At 69.9% G+C, this 16720-nt stretch carries 15 protein-coding genes, 1 tRNA gene and 1 pseudogene; 7 read left to right on the top strand and 10 right to left on the bottom strand.

Features of this window, described 5'->3' with window-relative positions:
* Position 1: 1 nt before the first annotated feature.
* Positions 2 to 355 (bottom strand): winged helix-turn-helix transcriptional regulator, encoded by a 354-nt coding sequence (locus tag AC1DYP_RS13050; protein ID WP_477046690.1) that lies wholly within the window; start codon positions 353 to 355, stop codon positions 2 to 4.
* A gap of 86 nt (positions 356 to 441) precedes the next feature.
* On the opposite strand from AC1DYP_RS13050, the pseudogene AC1DYP_RS13045 reads away from it, so the two are divergent.
* Both AC1DYP_RS13045 and AC1DYP_RS13040 read left to right on the top strand, forming a co-directional pair.
* Positions 442 to 918, top strand: a pseudogene (locus tag AC1DYP_RS13045) (NAD(P)-dependent oxidoreductase); the annotation flags it as partial.
* Positions 919 to 954: 36 nt separating this feature from the next.
* Positions 955 to 1323, top strand: a complete 369-nt coding sequence (locus tag AC1DYP_RS13040; protein WP_477046749.1) for an imine reductase family protein — start codon at positions 955 to 957, stop codon at positions 1321 to 1323.
* Between the two features lie 85 nt (positions 1324 to 1408).
* On the opposite strand, the gene AC1DYP_RS13035 is transcribed toward AC1DYP_RS13040, so the two are convergent.
* The 5 genes from AC1DYP_RS13035 to AC1DYP_RS13015 all read right to left on the bottom strand — a co-directional run bounded on the left by AC1DYP_RS13035 (position 1409) and on the right by AC1DYP_RS13015 (position 3405).
* Positions 1409 to 1897, bottom strand: coding sequence for an SRPBCC domain-containing protein (locus tag AC1DYP_RS13035; protein WP_477046689.1), 489 nt, complete (start codon positions 1895 to 1897; stop codon positions 1409 to 1411).
* Complete coding sequence (locus AC1DYP_RS13030) at positions 1875 to 2240, bottom strand: ArsR/SmtB family transcription factor (RefSeq protein WP_477046688.1); 366 nt, start codon at positions 2238 to 2240, stop codon at positions 1875 to 1877. The genes AC1DYP_RS13035 and AC1DYP_RS13030 overlap by 23 nt, the downstream gene beginning before the upstream one ends.
* Positions 2241 to 2378: 138 nt before the next feature.
* Complete coding sequence (nusG, locus tag AC1DYP_RS13025; RefSeq protein ID WP_422178370.1) at positions 2379 to 2936, bottom strand: transcription termination/antitermination protein NusG; 558 nt, start codon at positions 2934 to 2936, stop codon at positions 2379 to 2381.
* An 8-nt stretch (positions 2937 to 2944) separates the two neighbouring features.
* Positions 2945 to 3265 (bottom strand): preprotein translocase subunit SecE, encoded by a 321-nt coding sequence (secE, locus tag AC1DYP_RS13020; protein ID WP_477034180.1) that lies wholly within the window; start codon positions 3263 to 3265, stop codon positions 2945 to 2947.
* Positions 3266 to 3329: 64 nt separating this feature from the next.
* A tRNA-Trp gene (locus tag AC1DYP_RS13015) sits at positions 3330 to 3405 on the bottom strand.
* 246 nt (positions 3406 to 3651) lie between these two features.
* Between AC1DYP_RS13015 and AC1DYP_RS13010 the strand changes: the two genes are divergently transcribed.
* Positions 3652 to 3855, top strand: a complete 204-nt coding sequence (locus AC1DYP_RS13010; protein WP_477046687.1) for a hypothetical protein — start codon at positions 3652 to 3654, stop codon at positions 3853 to 3855.
* 6 nt (positions 3856 to 3861) lie between these two features.
* Here the strand turns inward: AC1DYP_RS13010 and AC1DYP_RS13005 are convergent, their stop codons facing one another.
* Positions 3862 to 4080 carry a hypothetical protein gene (locus AC1DYP_RS13005; protein WP_477034178.1) on the bottom strand — a complete coding sequence of 73 codons (219 nt, stop codon included), beginning with the start codon at positions 4078 to 4080 and terminating at the stop codon, positions 3862 to 3864.
* 456 nt (positions 4081 to 4536) lie between these two features.
* On the opposite strand from AC1DYP_RS13005, the gene AC1DYP_RS13000 reads away from it, so the two are divergent.
* Entirely contained in the window at positions 4537 to 5379 is an 843-nt protein-coding gene (locus tag AC1DYP_RS13000; RefSeq protein WP_477046686.1) for a ferredoxin--NADP reductase, read from the top strand.
* 138 nt (positions 5380 to 5517) lie between these two features.
* Here the strand turns inward: AC1DYP_RS13000 and lepB are convergent, their stop codons facing one another.
* Complete coding sequence (gene lepB / locus AC1DYP_RS12995) at positions 5518 to 6357, bottom strand: signal peptidase I (RefSeq protein ID WP_477046685.1); 840 nt, start codon at positions 6355 to 6357, stop codon at positions 5518 to 5520.
* Positions 6358 to 6458: 101 nt separating this feature from the next.
* Here lepB and AC1DYP_RS12990 point away from each other — a divergent pair, with 101 nt between their 5' ends.
* The 3 genes from AC1DYP_RS12990 (at position 6459) to AC1DYP_RS12980 (ending at position 11689) form a co-directional block, all read left to right on the top strand.
* On the top strand, positions 6459 to 7685 hold the full coding sequence (locus tag AC1DYP_RS12990) for a molybdopterin molybdotransferase MoeA (RefSeq protein WP_477046684.1): 1227 nt from the start codon (positions 6459 to 6461) through the stop codon (positions 7683 to 7685).
* A gap of 105 nt (positions 7686 to 7790) precedes the next feature.
* A complete protein-coding gene (locus AC1DYP_RS12985) occupies positions 7791 to 9722 on the top strand; it encodes a polysaccharide biosynthesis protein (protein ID WP_477046683.1) in 1932 nt (643 codons plus the stop codon).
* 140 nt (positions 9723 to 9862) lie between these two features.
* The gene (locus tag AC1DYP_RS12980; RefSeq protein WP_477046682.1) at positions 9863 to 11689 is read left to right on the top strand and encodes a response regulator; all 1827 of its coding nucleotides are present in this window, start codon (positions 9863 to 9865) and stop codon (positions 11687 to 11689) included.
* Between the two features lie 17 nt (positions 11690 to 11706).
* On the opposite strand, the gene AC1DYP_RS12975 is transcribed toward AC1DYP_RS12980, so the two are convergent.
* Positions 11707 to 15066 (bottom strand): error-prone DNA polymerase, encoded by a 3360-nt coding sequence (locus AC1DYP_RS12975; protein WP_477046681.1) that lies wholly within the window; start codon positions 15064 to 15066, stop codon positions 11707 to 11709.
* A gap of 120 nt (positions 15067 to 15186) precedes the next feature.
* Positions 15187 to 16641, bottom strand: coding sequence for a Y-family DNA polymerase (locus tag AC1DYP_RS12970; RefSeq protein ID WP_477046680.1), 1455 nt, complete (start codon positions 16639 to 16641; stop codon positions 15187 to 15189).
* Positions 16642 to 16720: the final 79 nt, after the last annotated feature.

Here is a 16720-nt window from a genome sequence, read left to right as displayed (position 1 = left end):
GTCACGCTTCGGGGTAGGTTCCTGTCGCCTTGGCGTAGGCCTCTCCCCAGTCGGCGATCGGCGCCAGGGCCGCGTTCAGCCGCTCGCCCCAATCCGTCAGCTGGTAGTCCACGCGCGGCGGAACCTGCGGAAACATGTGACGCGTCACCAGCTGATCCCGCTCCAATTCCCGAAGTTGCTGGATCAGCATCTTCTCGGTCACGCCGCGGACACGGCGCTTGAGTTCGCCATAGCGGAGCGGGCCGTCGCGGAGCTCCCACAGCAGGGCGGCCTTCCACTTGCCGCCGATCACCGCGAACGCCGGGCCGATGCCGCAGGCGTAGTTCGGCGTCGCCGCCGCTCCATGACTAACCATTTGGTAAGTACCTGACAAATTGGTGAGTTCTTGCGGTTGGGAAGGTAGCCTCCCCACTTCCGACGTCCAACGGATTTGCATCGGAGAAAACGCAAATGTCGGACGTCAGCTTGATCGGACTGGGCCAGATGGGCGTGGTCCTGGCCAAACTCCTTGTCGCGGCGGGCCATTCCGTCACGGCCTGGAACCGCTCGCCGGACAAGACCCGCGCGCTGGCCGCCAGCGGGGTGAAGGCGGCTTCGGGTCCGGCCCAGGCCATCGCCGCCAGCCCGGTCACGCTGGTGATCCTCTACGACGACGCGGCCACGGACGCCGTCCTCTCGGCCGAGGGCGTCAGCCAGGCGCTGGCCGGCCGGTTGATCGTCAATCTCGGCACCAGCGGCCCCGAGGCCGCACGCGCCTTCGAGCAGCGCGTCGCCGCGGCCGGCGGCCGCTATGTCGACGGCGCGATCCAGGCGGCGCCCAGCCAGATGGGCCAGCCGGACACGCCGATCCTCGTCTCTGGCGCGTCCGGCGATATCGACGCCGTCGAACCCGTGCTCCGCGTGCTGGGCGGCAACCTGGTGCGGGTGGGCGAGCGGATCGACGCCGCCGCCTTCATGGATCTGGCGACGCTGTCCTATGTCTACGGGGCCTATGCCGGCTTCCTGCACGGCGCGCGCATCGCCGAGACCGTCGGCATCGACGTGGCCGCCTACGGCAAGCTGGTGGAGGACATCTCGCCCTCGTTCGGCGCGTTTTTCGCCCACGAAGGCCGCGTGATCCAATCCGGCGACTTCACGGTCAGCGAAAGCCCGCTGCGCATCTCGATCTCGGCGGTCGAGCGTATCCTGGCCAGCTCGCGCGACCTGGGCCTCGACGACGCCGTGCCCAACCTGGTCAGCACCTGGCTTCGCAAGGCCGAGGCGCGAGGCCTGGCGGACGAGGAGTTGGCCGCCTTGATCAAGGTGCTGCGCGGCGCCGCCTAGCCCACGGGCGGGGACACACACTCACACCTGAGTCTTCACGACATTTGGCGAGGCCTTGCCATGAGTGTGCGTCCCCAGATCCGCCTCAGTCCGCCTTCGCCTGCAGCGCCGCGGCCACGCCGGCCAGCTGATCCAGGCCCGAGTTCGTCCCCTCCTTGAAGCCCAGCTCGGCATACTGATCGCGCACGGCCTTGGACTCGAAGGTCGAGACCATGGTCAGGGTCGTCTTGCCGCCGGCCTCGTCGAAGGTGATGGCCACCTCGAAGCGCGGCGAACCCGGCGCCTCGAAGCCGTTGGTGTAGACGAGCCGCTTGCCGGGCTCGATCTCGAGATACTCGCCGCCGAAAAGCGGGCCCTCGGCGCCGTCGGGGCCGGTCATGGCGAAGCGGTAGAGCCCTCCCACCCGGAAATCCATCTCGCACCGCGTCAGCGGCCAACCCACCGGACCGAACCACTGCTTCAGGTGCTCGGGCTTGCTGTAGGCCAGGAACAGGACGCGGGCCGGGGCGTCGAACTGGCGGACGATGATGATCTGACGATCGGTTTCGGACTCAGTCTTCGTGGGGGGCGTCATGCGAGGTCTCCTCGGCTTGCAGGATTTTGACATAGGCCTCGAGGCGGTCGTGGCTCTGGGTCCAGAACTGGCGGTAGCCGCCGACCCATTGCTCGACGCTGGCCAGGGGGCCGGCCTCCAGGCGCACGGGGCGGAACTGGGCGCTGCGGCCGCGCGACACCAGGCCCGCGCCCTCCAACACCTTCAGGTGCTTGGAGATGGTCGGCTGGGCCAGGGCGAACGGCGCCACCAGGTCGTTGACCGTGGCCTCGCCCTGGGCCAGCCGCGCCAGGATGGCCCGCCGGGTGGGATCGGCCAGGGCGGCGAACACCAGGTCCAGCTGCTGGGGTTGGGCGGCGAGCATCGTGGATTGCCTCATAGCTATATTGCTAATTGGCTATATTAAAGATGAGGCGTCAACCCTCGCCCGGCGCTCCGGACAGCAAAAACCCCGCGCCGTTTCCGACGCGGGGTTTTCGAAGCTTCGGCGATCAGGCCGCCCTTAGGCGATCTTTTCGACCTGGCTGTATTCCAGTTCCACCGGGGTGGCGCGACCGAAGATCGAGACGGTGACGCGCAGGCGGGCCCGCTCCTCGTCGACCTGCTCGACCGAGCCGTTGAAGCTGGCGAACGGACCGTCGGTGACGCGGACGTTCTCGCCGACCTCGAACAGCACCACGGTCTTGGGACGCTCGACGCCCTCTTCGATCGTGCCGATGATGCGCTGGACTTCCTTTTCGGAGACCGGCTGCGGCTTGGAAGCGCTGCCCAGGAAGCCCGTGACCTTCGGGGTGTTCTTGATCAGGTGGTAGGCTTCGTCCGAGAGGTTCATCTTCACCAGCACGTAGCCGGGGAAGAACTTGCGCTCGGCGTTGACCTTGCGGCCGCGACGGATCTCGACGACGTCCTCGGTCGGAACCAGGATTTCGGAGAAGCTGTCTTCCAGACCGTGGCTCTTGGCCTGTTCGCGGATGCTTTCGGCCACCTTCTTCTCGAAGTTCGAGTAGGCGTGGACGATGTACCACTTGTGGTTCGGATTGGACGCGGTTTCGGTGCTCATGATGTTTCTTATCCCGCGGCGATCTTGAGGAGCAGGTTGGCGCCCAGGCCCAGGATCCAGTCGGCGAAGGTGAAGAACAGCGAAGCCAGCACCACCATGATGAAGACCATCACCGAGGTGATCCAGGTCTCCTTGCGGGTGGTCCACGTGATCTTGCGGGCTTCGGCGCGGACTTCCTGCGCGAAGCGAAGCGGATTGAACGGCTTCTTCGGCGCGGCCGGAGCCTTGGCGGCGGCGGTCGACGCCTGACCGGCGGGCGCGAGCGCCGCGGCCGTCTTCGCGGCGCGGTTCTTGATCGCAGACGGGCTAGAACCCGGTTTCCTGGCCATGACTTAAGAGGCTCGCGACTTTCGATAGGTCAGCCCGAAAGCCGGGGTGACCGATGACATATAGTGGCAGGAGTGGAGGGACTCGAACCCACGACCCTCGGTTTTGGAGACCGATGCTCTACCAGCTGAGCTACACTCCTGCGGAACCGCGATCCCCTTAGCGGAGATTCCGGCTTTCCGACAATGAACATCGCGCCGGTAGGCTCTTTGAAGCCCGCCAGCGCGTTGGTCTCATCGCCAGAGCCGCGTCGTTTAGCAGGGTCGTTCGAGCCCGGCAAGCGGCCGGAGCGCGATCCGCGCATTCGATGGCTCCGGTTCCGAAGGATCAGCCGTCGGCGCGACGCGTTAGGCCTTGGCGTCAAGCCAAAGTCCGGAGGAAACGCGCCATGCCGACATCCGCCAGCCCGAACCCGGAGCGGCCTTCGAACCGCGAGGTGGAGAACGAGAACCAGCGTCCGGCGCAAGGCACGGACCAAGGCGCCGACCGCGACGGCGGCAAGGCCCCACGCCCCGCGACCGAGCCTCGCGGCGCGGAGAAAAGCTCCGACTCGCCGAAGACCCGGACGGATCCGGGCTCCGGCGAAGCCTAGCGTTGACTAGCCGGCCTTTTCGGCTTCCGGCGCGGGCGCCGGGGTAAGGGCGGCGCATTGGATGTTCAGGTACGACCACTTCACGTCCGCGAGCTTGCGGCCGCACTGGGTGTTCTCACCCAGGTCGCGTCCTTGAAGGGAGATCGCCACGCCCTTGGTGGGATCCGGCGCTGGAGCCGCCCCGGAGATGTCGTAGTAGCCGCCGCCTGGGCCGCGAACCACCATGCACGACGTCGATTCCACGGGCCGGACGCAGCCCGAGGCCGTGACCGACTTGCCTTCCAGGGAGACCTGTTGGGCTTGTTGAGCTGAGCTTCCGGTTTCCTGCCCGCAGGCAGCTACGCTTAACGCTAACAGACTGGCCGCCGCGGCGGCCTTTACGAACCTTACCCGCATACGTTCCTCCGTATCATTGGCCCCCGCGTCGTCTTGCGACGTGGAAACAAGAGGAAGAGTGCGCCCCGTTTCGGGAGGCGGCAATCACAATTTTGACACGGTTCAAAAAACAGGCGCCCGCCATTTTGACGCTTTTGGGGAAGATTTTCTCAAAGCCCTTTCAGACCACCAAAGTTGACATCCACGCGCCTGTGCTCACATGAGACGCAGTCGCTTCAGGGCCGTGGCGGCGCCATCTTTCGAACCTCGCGGTCCGCCGCGCGTCCAGGACTTGAAACGCACATTATGACGGCCATCGAAACCACCGCTCCCGCGTCCGCCCCCCCGGCTCCCAAGGAAGCCGCCTGGCACACCGAGACCGTGCTGTGGGTCAAGCACTGGACGGACCGCCTGTTCAGCTTCGCCATCACCCGCCCGGCCAGCTTCCGCTTCCGCTCGGGCGAGTTCGTGATGATCGGCCTGCCGCCCCGCGAGGAGCTGGGCGAGAAGAAGCCGATCCTGCGCGCCTATTCGATCGGCTCGCCGCACTTCGCCGAAGAGCTGGAGTTCTTCTCGATCAAGGTGCCCGACGGGCCTCTGACCTCGCGCCTGCAGCAGATCAAGGAAGGCGACCAGGTCCTGCTGGGCAAGAAGCCGACCGGCACCCTGGTGCTGGACGCCGTGCGCCCCGGCAAGCGCCTGTTCCTGTTCGGCACCGGCACGGGCCTGGCGCCCTGGCTGTCGGTGGCTCGCGACCCCGACGCCTACAGCCGCTTCGAGCAGGTGATCGTCGCCCACGGCGTGCGCGAGGTGCAGGAGCTGGCCTATCGCGACCTGTTCACCGCGCAGATCCACGACGACCCGCTGGTCGGCGACGAGGCCAAGGCCCAGCTCGTCTACTATCCCACCGTCACCCGCGAGCCGTTCGAGCGCCAGGGCCGGTTCACCGACCTGATCGAGAGCGGCCGGCTGTTCGCCGATCTCGGCCTGGAGCAGGTGAAGTTCGACCCCGAGCACGACCGCGCCATGCTGTGCGGCTCGATGGCGATGATCAAGGACACCGCCGCCCTGCTGGAAGCCCACGGCCTCGTCGAAGGCTCGAACGCCGAGCCGGGCGACTTCGTGATCGAGCGGGCCTTCGTGGGGTAAGGGACTAAACGTCCTTCATCTCTATCGTTGTCATCCCGGACAAGCGCGAAGCGCGCCGATCCGGGACCGACGCGTGAACTCGGCGTTTCCGGCGGTCCCGGGTCTTCGCTTCGCTACGCCCGGGATGACAACTGAGGTTTAGCTAGCGCCGCCCCCCAATCGCTTGAACGTCCGGTCCCAGCGCATGTGGCTGACCAGGGTCCAGGGCTGGAGCACGCTCGCCCCCGGGCTCATCGAGGCCACCACCAGTTCGGCCCGGCCCACCAGGTCGTCGGCGGGGATGTAGCCCATGCCCAGTTCCGGCGGCAGATAGGCGTCCAGCGCGCCGTCCCAGGCGCAGGCCGACTGACCCTTGGGGATCGCGCCGGCGTCGAAACGGCTGTCCAGGCTGTTGTCGCGATTGTCGCCCATCACGAAGAAGCAGCCCTCGGGCACCGTGTAGACCCCGGTGTTGGCGCCGGGCGTGCCCGAGCCCCAGCTGTTGGTGACATAGGTCTTGCCGCCCGGCAGGGTCTCCCTGAACCGGCCGACCGGGATCGCCTCGCCGAACGGGGCCTCGACCGAGGTTTCGACCAGTTCGCGCGGCACGGGGCGGCCGTTGATCCGAACCACGCCCTCGACCACCTGGACCTTGTCGCCCGGCAGGCCGATCAGCCGCTTGATCACGTCGGTGCGGCCGTCGTTGGGCTTCTTGAACACCACGATGTCGCCCCGCGCGGGCGCCTGGCCCAGCAGCCGGCCCTGCGGCAGCGGCGGGCTGAGCGGGATCGAGTGCCGGCTCCAGCCATAGGGATACTTGCTGACCAGGATGTAGTCGCCGACCTGCAGGGTGGGCTCCATCGAGCCGGACGGGATGGTGAAGGGCTGGCACAGCACCACCCTTGGGACCAGCACGATGGCCAGGGTCAGGAGGATGGTCCTCAGCCAGCCGCGGAGGCTGTTGTCGCTGTCGCCGTCGCCGTCGCGCTTGGTGGTCACGAAGATCTCCCCGATCAATTCTAGGGCCGCTATCGGAAAACCATAACAGCGCGGCCCGGCGACGCGCGTTACAAATGGCTCATGGTTGCGGGAGTGCGGGTGTGGGCGGCGACGAGCTTCAACTGAAGAACCTGACCGTCGAGGAGGCGCGGAGCCGGATGCTGGCCGACGCCGCGCGGCTGGGGATCGAGCAGGTCGCCTTGGCCGACGCCATCGGCCGGGTGCTGGCCGCGCCGATCGCCGCCGACCGCGACCAGCCGCCGTTCAACGCCTCGGCCATGGACGGCTGGGCGATCCGCCGCGCCGACCTGTTGCCCGAAGCGCGGTTCCGCATCGTCGGCGAGAGCGCCGCGGGCCGGTCCTACGCCCAGCCGGTCGAGGCCGGCCAGGCGGTGCGGATCTTCACCGGCGCCCCCGTGCCGCCCGGCGCCGACTTGGTGGTGATCCAGGAGAACGCCGTACGCGACGGCGACACGGTCGGCTTCACGATCGATCGCGACCCGCCGCCCGGCAACATCCGGCCGGCCGGCGGCGATTTCCGGTCCGGCGATCTTCTGCTGGCGGAAGGCGCGCGGATCGACGCCTGGCGACTGTCGCTGGCCGCCGCGGCCGGACGCGCCGACCTGAGCGTCGCGCGCCGCCCCCGCGTCGCCATCCTGGCCACCGGCGACGAGCTGGTCCCGCCCGGCGCGACCCCGGCGCCCGACCAGATCTTCGAGTCCGGCTCGTTCTGCCTGGCGGCCCTGGTCACGGCCTGGGGCGGCGAGGCCGTCAAGCTGAAGGCCCAGGCCGACGACCTGGCCGCCATCGCCCGCGCGGTCGACGAAGCCGAGGGCGACCTGATCGTCACCGTCGGCGGGGCCTCGGTCGGAGACCACGACCTGGTCAAGCCGGCCATGGAGACCCTGGGCCTGGACCTGCGCGTCCAGACCGTCGCAGTGCGCCCGGGCAAGCCGACCTGGTTTGGAACGCTAAGAGACGGCCGCCGCGTGCTGGGCCTGCCTGGCAACCCGGCCTCGGCCCTGGTCTGCGCCGAGCTGTTCCTGCGGCCGCTGCTGGCCGCCCTGACCGGCGCCGATCCGGCCCTGGCGATCTGCGCCGGGGTCCTGACCGCGCCCCTGCCCGCCACCGGCCCGCGCGAACACTGGATGCGCGCCGCCCGCGCCATCGACGCCGAGGGCCGGGTGATGGTCACGCCCTTCCCCGACCAGGACTCCTCGCTGATCGGCGTGTTCTCCCGCACCGACTGCCTGGTCATGCGCCCGGCCGGCGCGCCGGCGGCGGAGGTCGGCGAGGTGGTCCAACTGCTGCCCTTGGCGCGGGGCTGACGCACGACGTCGACGACACGGCCACCTCAACCGGCGACGACGCACGCGGAGCGTGCTAAGCCGCGTTCGAAGCGGCTCTACGGCGACCGCGGCGGGAGTTTGCGTATGGGTCGTATGGGCAAGATCGCGGCGCACATGGTGCTGGCCTTCATGGCCATGCTGGCGGCCCAGGCGCTGACCGCCGGCGCGACGCCCTTCACCGCTTCGGCCCTTGCCCTCGCAACCCTGTTCGCCGGCTGCGCCCTGCTGGTCGAGATCCTGTTCCAGGTCGAGCGTTCGCCCTGGCGGTTCTTCGCGGCCAGCGACGGCCTGCGCCTGGCGCGCTCGGCCCTGCTGGCGGTCCTGACCTTCGCCTTGATCGCCCGCCTGATGGACGTGCGCCAGCCGGGCGGCCTGCGCACCCTGGCCGCCGCCTTCCTGCTGCTGACCGCCCTGCTGGCCGGACTGCGCATCGTGCGCCGCGCCCTGCACGAGAAGGTGCTGGTCGACGCCCTGACCCGCCTGCGCCCGGCGCCCGCCTCGCCCGCCCTGCCCCGCCTGCTGATCGTCGGCTCGGCGAACGAGGCCGAGGCCTTCCTGCGCGCGCCCGCCGCCCTGGGCGAACGCTACGCCCCGGTCGGGGTGCTGACCCCCGAGGCCCGCGAGACCGGCGACGAGCTGGGCGGCGTCTGCATCCTGGGCGTCATCGACGATTTCGACGCGGTCATGGCCCAGCTGCGCGACGGCGGCCTGCAGCCGTCGGCCCTGCTGTTCCTCAGCGACGGCCCGCTCAGCGCCTTCGGGACCGAGCGCCTGGGCCGGCTGAAGACCGAGGGCGTGCGCCTGCTGCGCCGCCAGGGCCTGGTGGACATGGCGGCCTCGACGGGAAGCGGCGGTTCGGCGCTGCGCGAGATCAGCCTGGAAGAACTGCTCAGCCGGGCGCCGGTGCGGCTGGACCCCCAGCCCGTCCGCGCGCTGGTGGCCGGCAAGCGGGTGCTGGTCACCGGGGCCGGCGGCAGCATCGGCTCGGAACTGGCCCGCCAGATCGCCGCCAGCGGCCCCGCCCAGTTGACCCTGCTGGACGCCGCCGAGGCCAACCTGTTCCACATCGACCGCGAACTGGGCGAGGCCTGGCCCGCCCTGCCGCGCCGCGACGTGCTGTGCGACGTGCGCGACGCCGCCCGCCTGGACCTGGTGTTCGCCGCCGAGAAGCCCGAGTTGGTCTTCCATGCCGCCGCCCTCAAGCACGTCACCCTGGTCGAAAACCACCCTTGCGAGGGCGTGCGCACCAACGTGCTGGGCAGCCGCAACGTCGCCGCCGCCGCCAAGGCCTGCGGCGCGGCCCACTTGGCCCTGATCTCCACCGACAAGGCCGTGGCCCCGGCCAGCGTGATGGGCGCGACCAAGCGGGTGGCCGAGGCCGTGGTCCGCCAGTTCGCCCAAGGTACCGAAGGGGACGGATCCCATACCCGGGTCAGCGTCGTGCGGTTCGGCAACGTGCTGGGCTCGGCCGGCTCGGTGGTGCCGATCTTCCAGCACCAGATCGCCCGCGGCGGTCCGGTGACCCTGACCGACGCCGAGGTCGAACGCTACTTCATGACCATCCCCGAGGCCGTACAGCTGGTGCTGCGGGCCGTGGCCCTGTCGGCCGGCGACATGGAGCCCCCCACCGGCGTCCTGACGCTTGAAATGGGCGAGCCGGTCAAGATCATCGACCTGGCCCGACGGATGATCGAGCTGCAGGGCCTGGTCCCCGACCGCGACATCGAGATCAAGATCACCGGCCTGCGCCCCGGCGAGAAGCTGACCGAGGCCCTGGTCGACATCAACGAGACCGCCCGCCCCAAGGCCGAGGGCGTCACCGAGGCCACGCCGCTGACGCCGCTGACCTCGATCCCCCCCGAGGCCCTGGCCGCCCTGGAGACCGCCGCCCTGGCCGGCGACGAGTTCAGCGTCCGCACCCAGCTGTTCGCCCTGGTCGAGGGGCTGCGGGCCGTGTCGCCCGCTCAGGCCGTCACGGGCAAGACCAAGACCGCCGCGGCCAAGACCCAGGTCTGATCCGGGCAAATCTGTCGCCCCGACATCGCGTGTGAGGCGAGCGGGAAAGCCAGAATCAGCCTCCCATGCTCTGTCTCGCCACGCTTGCAATGGCGAGCCGTCTCATCCTTGGGACATCAGTTGCGTCGGCGGGAGCCTGGATGTTCGAACAGACGGTGGACGTCACCCGCCTGGACGGGTTTGTTCGATATACGCGCGGCATCGTGCGCGCCCGCCTGGTTCTGGTCGCCGTTTTCGTGGTTCTGCTGGCGCTCTACACCCCCATGCGAATGGTCTTGTTCGGCGCGGTCGAGATCTGCATCTACGCGGCCCTGTTCCTGGCGACGGAGGTGGCGCTGCGCCATTCCGACCCTGTCGTGGCGCTCCGGCGGCTGCGCTGGCAGTCGATCGGCCTGGTCTTCCTGCTGTCGGCCAACGCCTGCGCCCTGGCCGTCAAGATCCGGCTCATGGACGCGCCGATCATGCGGGTCGAAGCCGCCTTGCTGGCGACCTGCGTGCTGCTGTTCGGAGCCCTGCGCGTGCACACCGGCAGGGTCAGCTACATCACCGCCGTCGGGCCGCCGGTGGCGACGCTGCTGTGGATCGCGTTCGACCGCCACACGCCGCTGGCCGCCAACCACTACGCGGCCGCCATGCTGCTGTTCATCGTCGCCGTGCTGAGCGCCACTTGGCGCCAGCAGACGACCGACCGCGCCCTGGCCCAGGCCCTGCGCGACCTGGCCCGCAAGAACGCCGACCTCACCGAAGCCGTGGCGGAAGCCAAGGCCGCCAGCCGCGCCAAGTCCGACCTGCTGGCCGTCGCCAGCCATGAGATCCGCACCCCGCTCAACGCCGTGCTCGGCTTCGCCCACGCCCTGCGTCGCGACACCTTCCTGACTCCGACCCAGGCCGACCTGGCCCAGGGCGTGCTGGAGGGCGGCGCCCAGCTGACCCGCCTGCTCGACACCGTGCTGGACCTGACCAAGGTCCAGGCCGGCCAGGCCGCCCTGATCCTGGCGCCGGTCGACCTGCGCCGCTTGGTCCGCACGGTGGTGCGGGTCTGGAGCGCGCACGCCCAGGCGGTCGGCGTGCTGCTGAGCTTCGAGGACGCCGATCCCAGCCTGGCCTACGGCCTGCTGGCCGACGAGGCCAAGCTGGAGCAGACCCTGGTCAACCTGGTCTCCAACGGCCTGAAGGCCTCGCCGTCGGGCGGCGCGGTGGTGGTCCGCCTGGCTGGGATGGCGAAGGACCAGAGGCTGACCGCCCTGATCGAGGTTCGCGACGCCGGCGCGCTGGTGCCGCCGGAAGATCGCCCACGGATGTTCGACGCCTTCGACCAGACCGAGCGCGGACGAAGTCTGGGCGGCAGCGGGCTGGGCCTGTCGATCTGCGCGGCCAACCTGGCCCTGATGGGCGGCGAGATCGGCGTTGACGACATTCCCGAAGGCGACGCACAGCCGCCCAAGGGCGTCAAACGCGGCGCGGTCTTCTGGTTCGCCTTCGAGGCGGACGTTCTGGCGGCGCCCGCCGCCGACGCCGCGGCGGAGGCCCACGTAGCCGCGCCGATCCGGGTGCTGGCGGCCGAGGACAATCCCGCCAACCGCCGGGTGCTGGTCGCCCTGCTGGCCGCCTCGTCGGTCGAGCTGGTCTTCGCCGAGGACGGCGCCCAGGCCCTGGACGCCTGGCGGGCCGAGGCCTTCGACCTGGTGCTGATGGACGTCAACATGCCGGTGCTGGACGGGGTGGCGGCCCTGGCCCAGATTCGTCAGCTCGAGACCGCGACCCTGCGTCCCCGCACCCCGGTCTGGATGCTGACCGCCAACGTCTTCGACGACGACGTCGCCCGCTACCGGGCCGACGGCGCCGACGGCGTGCTGCGCAAGCCGATCGACACGGCGGCCCTGTTCGCGCTGCTGGCCAAGGTGGCGGGGACGAAGGTGGCGATCGAGGAGACGGCAAGCCGCGCGTCGGAATCCCTCTCTCTTTGAGAGAGGGAGGGAAATCCTCAATGGAAATCCCGGCTCCGCTGCAGCCGGCCGGACGTCCGCATCCGCACCGACGGGGCCGGCCCCTCGGGGTCCTCCTTCATCCGCGCCAGTTCGGCCGACAGGTCGGTGAAGCCCTCGGCCACCACGTGGATCACGCCGTCGGCGGCCTGGACCTTGCCGTGGACGATCAGGAACGAGGCGCTCATCACCGTGCGGCGGTTGGCGTCGAAGCAGTCCTTCCAGACCACCGCGTTGGCCACGCCCGTCTCGTCCTCCAGGGTCAGGAACACCACGCCCTTGGCGGTGCCCGGCCGCTGGCGGATCAGCACCAGCCCGCCGACGCTGACCTTGCGGCCGTTGGGCAGACCCTTCAGCCGCTCGGCGGTGATCACGCCCATCCGCTCCAGCATCGAGCGGAAGAAGCCGCAGGGGTGGGCCTTCAGCGACAGGCTGGTGGTGCGGTAGTCCTCGGCCACCTGCTGGGGCAGCCCCATGGTCGGCAAGGCGACGGCGTCCTCGAACAGCGGCAGGCCGGCCAGCAGCGGCGCCTGGCTGTCGATCTTGACCTCGCCCTTCAGACCCTTGACCGCCCACAGGGCGTCGCGACGGGAGAGCCCCGTGGACGCGAAGGCGTCGGCCTCGGCCAACAGCTCCAACCCGCGCTGCGAGACCCCGGCCCGGGCGAAGTCGGCGGGGGCCCGTGCGCCGGCGTCGCGGGCGGCCACGATGAGATCGGCGTCGAGATCGGCGTCCTCCGGTTTCTTCTTCTTTTTCAGCCCCTTGATCTGGCATAGACCCAGGCGGACGGCCTTCCAGGACGGGCGGGTGTCGGGGTTGAAGAGCTTGTCGGGAGCCGGCTGAAAAACTCTGTCATCCCGGACGTAGCGCGCAGCGCGAAGATCCGGGACCGACGCCTGAGCGCCGCGTTCCAGGTCGGTCCCGGATCTTCGCTTCGCTTCGTCCGGGATGACAGTCTTGGAAGGCTCCAGCGTGCAGTCCCAGTCGCTCATCAACACGTCCGGGGCCCGCACCTCGACCCCGTGCTCGCGCGCGTCGCGCACCAGTTGGGCCGGCTGGTAGAAGCCCATCGGCTGGGAGTTGATCAGGGCCGCGCAGAACACGTCCGGCCAGGCCCATTTGAGCCAGGCCGAGACATAGACCAGCTTGGCGAAGCTGGCCGCGTGGCTTTCCGGGAAGCCGTACGAGCCGAAGCCCTCGATCTGCTTGAAGCACCGCGTGGCGAAGTCGCGTTCGTAGCCGCGCGACACCATGCCCTCGACGAACTTGTCGCGGTACTGGGCCGGGTCGCCCAGATTCTTGAAGGTGGCCATGGCCTTGCGCAGGCCGTCGGCCTCGTCGGGCGTGAACTTGGCCGCCTCGATGGCCAGGCTCATGGCCTGCTCCTGGAACAGCGGCACGCCGTAGGTGTTGCCCAGGATGCTTTCCAGCTCGCCCGGCGGCCCGTGCTCCGGCGACGGAGCCGGAAACTCGACCGGCTCCTGGCCATTGCGGCGGCGCAGATAGGGATGGACCATGTCGCCCTGGATCGGCCCCGGCCGGACGATCGCAACCTCGATCACCAGGTCGTAGAACCGGTTGGGCCGGAGCCTCGGCAGCATCGACATCTGGGCCCGGCTTTCCACCTGGAACACGCCCACGCTGTCGGCCTTGGACAGCATGTCGTAGACGCCCTTCACCTCGACCGGCACGTCGGCCAGGTCGACGATCGGCTGGCCGTGGTCGGCGCGCAGCATGCCGAACGCCCGCTGGATGGCGGTCAGCATGCCCAGGGCCAGCACGTCGACCTTCATCAGGCCCAGGCTGTCGATGTCGTCCTTGTCCCACTCGATGAAGGTGCGGTCCTTCATCGCCGCGTTGCCGATCGGCACGGTCTCGTCCAGCCGCCGCTTGGTCAGGACGAAGCCGCCGACGTGCTGCGACAGGTGGCGCGGATGCTGCAGGAGCTCGGTGGCCAGGGCGATGGCCCGGGCGATCTGCGGGTTCCGGGGATCCAGGCCCGTCTGCTTGATGTGCTCGTCGGGCAGGCCGTCGCCCCAGCTGCCCCAGACGGTGTTGGCGAGGATCGCGGTGATGTCCTCGGTCAGGCCCAGGGCCTTGCCGACGTCGCGGATGGCGCTGCGCGGGCGGTAGTGGATCACCGTGCCGCAGATGGCGGCGTATTCGCGGCCATAGCGCTCGTAGACGTACTGCATCACCTCCTCGCGCCGCTCGTGCTCGAAGTCGACGTCGATGTCCGGCGGCTCGCCTCGGTTCTCGGAGATGAAGCGGGTGAACAGCAGGCGGTGCTCGGTGGGGTCGATCGCCGTCACCCCCAGGCAGAAACAGACCGAGGAATTGGCCGCCGAGCCGCGCCCCTGGCACAGGATGCCCATCTCCCGCGCCTTGTGGACGATGTCGTGCACGGTGATGAAATAGTTGGGGTAGTCCATCTTGGTGATCAGCCGCAGCTCCTCGCGCAGTTGGTCGGCGACCTTGTCGGGAACCCCCTTGGGATAGCGCCAGGCCGCGCCCTGCCAGGTCAGGTCGGTCAGGTGCTGCATCGCCGTCTTGCCCGGCGGCACCGGCTCGTCCGGGTACTGCTCCTTGAGGTCGCCCAGGTCGAAGCCGATGCGCTCGACGATCTCCATCGTGCGCTCCACCGCCTGGGGCCAGCGCTCGAACAGCCGGGCCATCTCGGCCGGGGTCTTGATGTGGCGCTCGGCGTTGGCCTCCAGCTTGAAGCCCGCCTCGGTGATCGTGCAGCCCTCGCGGATGCAGGTCATCACGTCCTGCAGCGGCCGCCGCTCGGGGCCGTGATAGAGCACGTCGTTGGTGGCCACCATCGGCGCGCGGGCGTCGCGCGCCAGGTCCGACAGCCGCGACAGGCGCTTCAGATCCTGGGCGGCGTAGGCCCGGCTGGCGGCCAGCCAGACCCGGCCGCGCAGCTCGCCGGCCATGCGGGTCAAGTCGATCTCGAAGGCCTCGTCCAGCTTGGCCGGCGGCACGATCAGGGCCAGTTGGCCGTCGGCGTGCTCCAGGAAGTCCTTCCAGAACAGGCGGCACTCGCCTTTCTCGGCCCGGCGCTGGCCGACGGTCAGCAGCCGGGTCAGGCGGGCGAAGGCCTCGCGGTCGGACGGGTAGCAGAGCAGGCTGGGCGTGCCGTCCATGAAGTCCAGCCGGCAGCCGGTCAGGGCGCGGATCTCCAGGTCCTTGGCCGCCGTCCAGGCCCGCACCACCCCGGCCAGGCTGTTGCGGTCGGCGACGCCCACGGCGCTCAGACCCAGGGCCTGGCCGGTCAGCATCAGCTCCTGGGCGTGGGAGGCCCCGCGCAGGAAGGAGAAGTTGGTGGTGGCCTGGAGCTCGGCGTATCGCGCCATCAGGTCCTCCCCCTGTGGGGGAGGCGGCCCGAATGGGCCGGAGGGGGGAGTGGTCCCACCTCAGCCATATCCCCCCACCGATCGCTACGCGATCGCCTCCCCCACAGGGGGAGGGACTGCTCAACCGAACAGGCCATGCAACCACCACTTGGGGACTTTCTCCCCGTCGCCATACAACCCCGCCCGGAAGATCCAGAACCGCTCGCCCGTCTCGTCCTCCACCCGGTAATAGTCGCGCACCTTGCCCGGCCCGACCTCGTCGAAGGCCTTGCGCCACCATTCCTGGCCGATCCGTTCGGGGCCCTCGGCCAGGCGCACGCGGCGCGACTTGCCGCGCCAGCGGAACTGGACCGGCGGGTCGTCGGGCAGCTTGGCCAGGACCTCGATCACCTCCGGCCGGCGCAGCAGGCGGGACGGCCGAGGACGGTCAGGGTCCCAGACGGTTTCCGGCGTCGGATCCAGCGGGGCGGCGCGTCTCACCGAGCGTTCCGGCACGTGGCTTTCATAGGGATCGGCGCGCCAGACCCGATCCTCGCCCAGGCGGTTGATCAACCGGTCGACCAGCGGCGCCAGGCCCTCCTCCAGGCTGACCCCGCCGTCGGCGTCCAGGCTGCGTTGCGCCGTCGACAGCGGCTCGACGTCGGCCGCCCACAGGGTGACGACCTCGATCCCGAAGCCGGGATCGACCGTGTCCAGTTTCGGCTTCAGCAGCTTGGCGATCCGGGCCGGATCGCGGCCCGGACGCGACAGCCCCACGCGCACCGGCTGGTCCTTGCCGTCCAGGCGGTGGAACACCAGCTCGAACCGCCGCGCGCCCTGCCCTTCGGCCTCCAGCCGGGCGCACAGCAGGGCGCAGATGTCGCCGGTCACCCGCTCCAGGTCGGACAGGACGCTGATCGGCTCGAAGAAGGCCAGGCGGTCGAACCACGGGGTGGCCGGGCGACGGAAGACCAGGGCCTCGCGGGCCGCGCCCAGGGCCTGGTCGATGCGCAGCACCGTGCTCAGCCCGAACCGCTTGGCCAGCTGAGCGCGCGGCAGGCTCAGAAGTTGGCCGACCTGGAACAGGCCCAGGCGCGGCAGTTGGGCCTGGGCCGCTTCGTCCAGCCGCAGGGCCGCCACCGGCAGGGGCGCCAGCAGCGGGCCCTGGCCGCCGGGCGGGGCGATCGTGCGGCCCTTGGCGTAGCGGGCCAGGGCCCAGGCCGCGCCGGGCGTGTCGGCTATCGCGCCGCGGGCCGGCGCGCCCCAGCGTTCCAGCCGGGCCAGCAGGTCGTCCAGCATGGCGGCCTCGCCGCCCCACAGGTGCGAGACGCCCTCGACGTCCAGCAGCAGGCCATCCAGCCCGTCGAGGGCCACGGCCGGCGAGAACCGCACGCACCAGTCGCACAGGATCTCCAGCGCCGCGCGGTCGCCCTCGGGGTCGTGGTCGGCGGTGACCAGGTCGGGAACCAGAGCCGCGGCGTCGGCGGCCTTCTGGCCGACATGCAGGCCCAGGGCGGCGGCCGCGTCGTCGACGGCGGCCAGGCGGCGGGTTCCGCCCTCGGTGGCGACCAGGGCGACTGGGGGGACCACGGGCATAGGCCCTCCCCCTGTGGGGGAGGTGTCGGCGAAGCCGACGGAGGGGGGAGTCATAGGCCGCCGGCCCGTGGCCGGGTCG

Source organism: Caulobacter sp. P1_D6 (assembly GCF_056406095.1).
This window is presented reverse-complemented; position numbering and strand designations above follow the sequence as displayed.

Excerpts from the sequence above, each read along its gene's own strand:
- AC1DYP_RS13000 (WP_477046686.1), top strand. The coding sequence starts at position 4,537 with ATGACGGCCATCGAAACCACCGCTCCCGCGTCCGCCCCCCCGGCTCCC.
- AC1DYP_RS12975 (WP_477046681.1), bottom strand. The coding sequence starts at position 15,066 with ATGGCGCGATACGCCGAGCTCCAGGCCACCACCAACTTCTCCTTCCTG.
- nusG (WP_422178370.1), bottom strand. The coding sequence starts at position 2,936 with ATGAGCACCGAAACCGCGTCCAATCCGAACCACAAGTGGTACATCGTC.
- AC1DYP_RS13005 (WP_477034178.1), bottom strand. The coding sequence starts at position 4,080 with ATGGTGGTTCGCGGCCCAGGCGGCGGCTACTACGACATCTCCGGGGCG.
- AC1DYP_RS12980 (WP_477046682.1), top strand. The coding sequence starts at position 9,863 with ATGTTCGAACAGACGGTGGACGTCACCCGCCTGGACGGGTTTGTTCGA.
- AC1DYP_RS13010 (WP_477046687.1), top strand. The coding sequence starts at position 3,652 with ATGCCGACATCCGCCAGCCCGAACCCGGAGCGGCCTTCGAACCGCGAG.
- secE (WP_477034180.1), bottom strand. The coding sequence starts at position 3,265 with ATGGCCAGGAAACCGGGTTCTAGCCCGTCTGCGATCAAGAACCGCGCC.
- AC1DYP_RS13030 (WP_477046688.1), bottom strand. The coding sequence starts at position 2,240 with ATGCTCGCCGCCCAACCCCAGCAGCTGGACCTGGTGTTCGCCGCCCTG.
- AC1DYP_RS13050 (WP_477046690.1), bottom strand. The coding sequence starts at position 355 with ATGGTTAGTCATGGAGCGGCGGCGACGCCGAACTACGCCTGCGGCATC.
- AC1DYP_RS12970 (WP_477046680.1), bottom strand. The coding sequence starts at position 16,641 with ATGCCCGTGGTCCCCCCAGTCGCCCTGGTCGCCACCGAGGGCGGAACC.
- AC1DYP_RS13035 (WP_477046689.1), bottom strand. The coding sequence starts at position 1,897 with ATGACGCCCCCCACGAAGACTGAGTCCGAAACCGATCGTCAGATCATC.
- AC1DYP_RS13040 (WP_477046749.1), top strand. The coding sequence starts at position 955 with ATGGATCTGGCGACGCTGTCCTATGTCTACGGGGCCTATGCCGGCTTC.
- AC1DYP_RS12985 (WP_477046683.1), top strand. The coding sequence starts at position 7,791 with ATGGGTCGTATGGGCAAGATCGCGGCGCACATGGTGCTGGCCTTCATG.